The 4636-nt window shown below is 79.2% G+C and carries 4 protein-coding genes and 1 tRNA gene; 4 read left to right on the forward strand and 1 reads right to left on the reverse strand.

The window, feature by feature from the left end; all coding sequences use genetic code 11:
• The 4 genes from HLB09_RS13200 to HLB09_RS13215 all read left to right on the forward strand — a co-directional run.
• A partial coding sequence (locus HLB09_RS13200) for a winged helix DNA-binding domain-containing protein (RefSeq protein WP_171203809.1) occupies positions 1-1043 on the forward strand: 1043 nt, incomplete at its 5' end.
• Positions 1044-1159: 116 nt separating this feature from the next.
• A tRNA-Ser gene (locus HLB09_RS13205) sits at positions 1160-1249 on the forward strand.
• A 63-nt stretch (positions 1250-1312) separates the two neighbouring features.
• On the forward strand, positions 1313-2422 hold the full coding sequence (locus HLB09_RS13210) for a calcium/sodium antiporter (RefSeq protein ID WP_171203810.1): 1110 nt from the start codon (positions 1313-1315) through the stop codon (positions 2420-2422).
• 83 nt (positions 2423-2505) lie between these two features.
• Entirely contained in the window at positions 2506-3687 is a 1182-nt protein-coding gene (locus HLB09_RS13215) for a calcium/sodium antiporter (RefSeq protein WP_171203811.1), read from the forward strand.
• 8 nt (positions 3688-3695) lie between these two features.
• On the opposite strand, the gene HLB09_RS13220 is transcribed toward HLB09_RS13215, so the two are convergent.
• On the reverse strand, positions 3696-4361 hold the full coding sequence (locus HLB09_RS13220) for a pyridoxamine 5'-phosphate oxidase family protein (RefSeq protein ID WP_171203812.1): 666 nt from the start codon (positions 4359-4361) through the stop codon (positions 3696-3698).
• Between the last annotated feature and the right edge of the window lie 275 nt (positions 4362-4636).

Genomic DNA, 4636 nt, shown 5'->3' on the forward strand with positions numbered 1-4636 from the left:
GCCCCGCACCCGCGCCGGCCGGGGCACGGCTGGCCGGGGCGCGGTCCGCCCCGGACCTCGGCGGAGTGCGCGCGGCGCTGGCGAGCGGCGCGCTCGTCCGCTCGTGGCCGCTGCGCAGCACGCTCCACCTCGTCGCGGCGGAGGACCTGGGCTGGCTGCTCGCGCTCTCCACGGAGCGGCAGCTGCGAGGGGCTGCGAGCCGGCGGGCCGGGCTGGGGATCGACGAGGCGCTCGTCGAGCGGGCGCGGGGCGTCGTCGTCGACGCCCTCGCGGGCGGCAGGCGGCTCGCGCGCGAGGAGGTCCTCGCGCTGTGGGAGGAGGCCGGCGTCCTCGGGGACGGACCGGACCCGGGCACCGGCAGGGGCACCGGCAGGGTGCCCCAGCGCGGGTACCACCTGCTGTGGACGCTCTCGCAGACGGGCACCACCTGCTGGGGGCCCCTGCTGCCCGACCGCGCCGGCGCCGGGGCCTCCGACCAGCAGGCGATCGTCCTGCTCGACGAGTGGGTGCCCGCGCCCCGGCGGCTCGAGCGCGAGGAGGCGCTCGGCGAGCTGGCGCGCCGGTACCTGGCCTCCCACGGCCCCGCGAGCCTCGCCGACCTCGTGCGCTGGTCGGGCCTCACCGTGCGCGAGGCGCGCGCGGGGCTCGCGCTGGCGCGTCCGCACCTGGAGGCGCTCACGTGCGGCGGCACGGAGATGCTGCTCGACCCCGCGACGCCCGAGCGCCTGGCCCGGTGCCGGGACGACGCCCGGCGCACCCTGCTGCTGCCCGGCTTCGACGAGATGGTCCTCGGGTACGCCGACCGGTCCGCGACCGTGCCCGCCGAGCACGCCGCGGCGGTGGTGCCCGGTGGCAACGGCGTCTTCCTCGGCACGGTGGTCACCGGCGGGCGCGCCGTGGCCACGTGGCGCCGGACGGGGCGCCGGACGGGTCGACGGACGGGGCCGCCCGTCGTGGCGACGGCCTTCGACGGCGGGGACGACGGCCTCGCCCCCGCCGTCGCGGCCGAGGTGGCCCGGCTGGGTGCGGCGCTGCCCACCTGAGGACGCGCCCGGGCGCCGCCGCGGGCCGGGCCGGGGCCGAGGTCGGGCCGGGCCGGGTCGCGGTCGGGCGAGGGCCGGTTTGGGACCGGCGGAGGGCCGCCGCTACTGTTCGTCGCGGTGGCGTGTCCGAGCGGCCGAAGGAGCGCGCCTCGAAAGCGCGTGAGGGGGCAACTCCTCCGTGGGTTCAAATCCCACCGCCACCGCCAGCTCGAGCAGGACCCCCGCCGGCACCGCCGACGGGGGTCCTGCCGCACCCGGAGGGACCGCCCGTGCTCCTGGACGTCGTCCTGCTCCTCGTGGGCTTCGCCGTGCTCGTCGGCGGCGGCGAGCTGCTCGTGCGCGGGGGCGGCGCCCTGGCGCGCGCCCTCGGCATGTCCCCGCTCGTCGTCGGGCTGACGGTCGTCGCGGCCGCCACCAGCGCCCCCGAGCTCGCCGTGACGCTGCTCGCCACCCTCGAGGGCTCTCCCGGCCTGGCGGTGGGCAACGTCGTCGGCAGCAACCTGGCCAACGTCCTGCTCGTCGTGGGCGTCGCCGCGCTGCTCCTCCCGCTCGCCGTGGGCCGCCAGACCCTGCGGGTCGACCTGCCGGTGGTGATCGCCGTCAGCGCCCTCGCCCTGCTGCTCGTCCAGGACGGCGCGGTCGGGCGCCTCGACGGCGCCGTGCTGCTCGCGGTGGTGGCCGCCCACATGACGTGGACGGTGCGCGCCGGCCGCCGCGCCGAGCGCGAGCGGGCGCCGCGCGAGGTCGTCGGCGACGGCGAGGACGACCACGGGGCCGCCGCGGGCCGGGGCCGGGGGCGGGAGGTCGGTCGCGACCTCGCGCTCGTCGTCGCCGGCGTCGCGCTCCTCGTCGGGGGGTCCCAGGCCCTCGTCACGTCGGCCGGCTCGATCGCCGCGTCCCTCGGCGTCAGCGACCTCGTCGTCGGCCTCACGGTCGTGGCGGTCGGGACGTCGCTGCCGGAGCTGGCCACCGCCGTCATCGCCATCGTCCGCGGACAGCGGGACCTCGGCATCGGCAACGTGGTCGGGAGCAACCTCTTCAACGTGGGTGGCGTCCTGGCGCTCACGGGCCTCGTGACGCCCGGGGGCGTCGCCGTGGAGGCCGGCGCCCGGACCGTCGACCTGCCGCTCATGCTCGCCTCGACGGTGCTGCTCCTCGCCCTGGCCCTGTGCGCCTCCCGGGTCTCGCGCCGCGACGGGGCCCTGCTGCTCGGCGGGTACGTCGCCTACCTCGCCTACGTCGTGCTCGACGCCACCGGCAGCGCCCTCCTCGAGCCGTACGTGGGGGCCGTCCTCGTCGCGCTCGCCCTGGTGGCGGTCGTCGTCGCGGTCTCCGTCGCCCGCGAGGTCCGGGGCCGGGTCCGCCCGGTCGCCGCCTGATCCCCCGTCCGCCCGGCCACCTCCCGACCTCCCGACCTCCCGACCGAGCCACCCGCCCGACCGGACGCCCCCCAGGAGCCCCCGTGGTCGCCCTCGTCGCCCTCCTCGTCCTCGGCGTCGCCCTGCTCGTGGCGGGCGGCGAGCTGCTCGTGCGCGGCGGCGGCGGTCTCGCGCGCGCCGCGGGCCTCTCCCCGCTCGTCGTCGGCCTCACGGTGGTCGCCGCGGCCACGAGCGCCCCGGAGCTGGCCGTCACCCTCGGGGCGGCGCTCGACGGGGCCCCCGGGCTGGCCGTCGGCAACGTCGTCGGCAGCAACATCGCCAACGTCCTGCTCATCCTCGGGCTCTCCGCCCTGGTGCTGCCGCTCCTCGTCGGCCGGCAGCTGCTGCGCGTCGACATCCCGGTGCTCCTCGCCGTCAGCGCCCTCGCGTGGGTGCTGGCCCTCGACGGCGACGTCGGGCGCCTCGACGGCGCGCTCCTCCTCGTGCTCCTCGTCGCCTACGTGGCCCGCTCCGTCGTCGTCTCGCGGCGGGCGGACGCGGCGGGCCGTGCCCCGGCACCGGACGGCACAGCACCGGGCGGCACGGCACCGGGCGGCACAGCACCGGCCGGTACGGGCGGCGGCGGGCGGCCGGAGGGCACCTCGGCGACCCGCGCCCACGGCGACCTCCACGCGCGCGCCGCGGCGCCCCGCCCCCGGGTCCTGCGCGACGCGCTGCTCGTGGTCGCGGGCGTCGCGCTGCTCGTCGGGGGCGCGCAGGCCCTCGTCGGCGCGGCCAGCACCATCGCCGCCGACCTGGGCGTGAGCGACCTCGTCGTCGGGCTGACCGTCGTCGCGGTCGGCACCTCGCTGCCCGAGCTGGCGACGTCCGTCGTCGCCGTCGTCCGCGGCGAGCGCGACATGGCCATCGGCAACGTCGTCGGCAGCGGGGTCTTCAACCTCGGCGCCGTCCTCGGGCTCACCGCGCTGGTCAGCCCCGGGGGCGTGCCCGTGGAGGAGAGCGCCCGCACCGTCGACCTGCCGGTGATGGTGGGGGCGGCCGCGGTCCTGCTGCTCCTCGGCGCGCTCGCGGCCGACGTCAGCCGCCTCGACGGCGCGCTGCTCCTGCTCGGCTACGCGGCCTACACGACCCACCTCGTCCTCGGCGCCACGGGCGGCACCCCGCCGGTGGCGCTGGACCGGGTGCTCCTCGTGGGCGGCGCGCTGGCGCTGCTGCTCGTCGTCGCCGTCGAGGTCCGGCGTCGGCGCCGCGCCGGCTCCGGGTAGGTCGCGCCTCAGCCCCGGGGGTCCCCGCCCGGCGCCGGACGACGCCGCACGCGGTCGGGCACGGCGGCGCCCGGCCGCAGGTCGGGCGCCGGCACCGGAGCGCCCCACGCGGTGACGAGCGGCAGGACGCCCGCCCAGTCGTGCTCGTCCGAGGCGAGGTCGGCCTCGTCGTCGGCCGGGCCGCCCGTCCGCACCTTCACCGCGGCCTCGTGCAGGTCCAGGGCGAGGACGGCCGTGGCCGCCAGCTCCTTGCCGGTGGGCCGACGGGTCGCCGACCACGAGCCGGGCGCGAGGTGCTCGGTGAGCGCCTCGAGCGCCCGCTCGCGCTCCGCGTCGTCCTCGACGACCCGGGCGGCGCCGTGCACGACGGCGCAGCGGTAGTCCACCGAGTGGTGGAACGCCGACCGCGCGTAGACGACGCCGTCGAGCAGCGTCACGGTGAAGCAGACCTGCGCCCCGGCGGCCTCGCGCAGCGAGCGCGCGCCCGTCGAGCCGTGGAGGTACAGCACCTCGCCGACGCGCCCGTAGCCCGTCGGGAGCACGCGCGGGGCGCCGTCCACGACGACGCCGAGGTGCCCGACGAGGCCCGCGTCGAGCACGGCGTGCAGCGCCTCGCGGTCGGGGCGGGCGCGGCGGGCGCCGCGCCTCACCGTGGAGCGCTCCGTGGGCGACAGCGGTCCCGGGCCGGTCGGGGGAGCCGCCGCGGGCGGGGCGGTGGCGCTGCTGGTGGTGTCATCGCGGGCGGGGGCGCTGCGGAGCGGGGCGTCGGCGGTGGTCACGACGACGAGCGTGGCGGCCCCAGTGGCATCCTGCGAGGGCCAGGACACACCGATCGCAGCAGGCCACCGGGAGGTCGCGTGGAGGTCCCACCGCTCGTCGTCGACCGCGGCGCGCCCGAGCCGCTCGCGGTGCAGGTGGCCTCCGGCCTGCGCGACGCCGCGGCGCGGGG

The sequence above is a fragment of the Pseudokineococcus marinus genome (genome assembly GCF_013004605.1).
GTDB lineage: Bacteria > Actinomycetota > Actinomycetes > Actinomycetales > Quadrisphaeraceae > Pseudokineococcus > Pseudokineococcus marinus.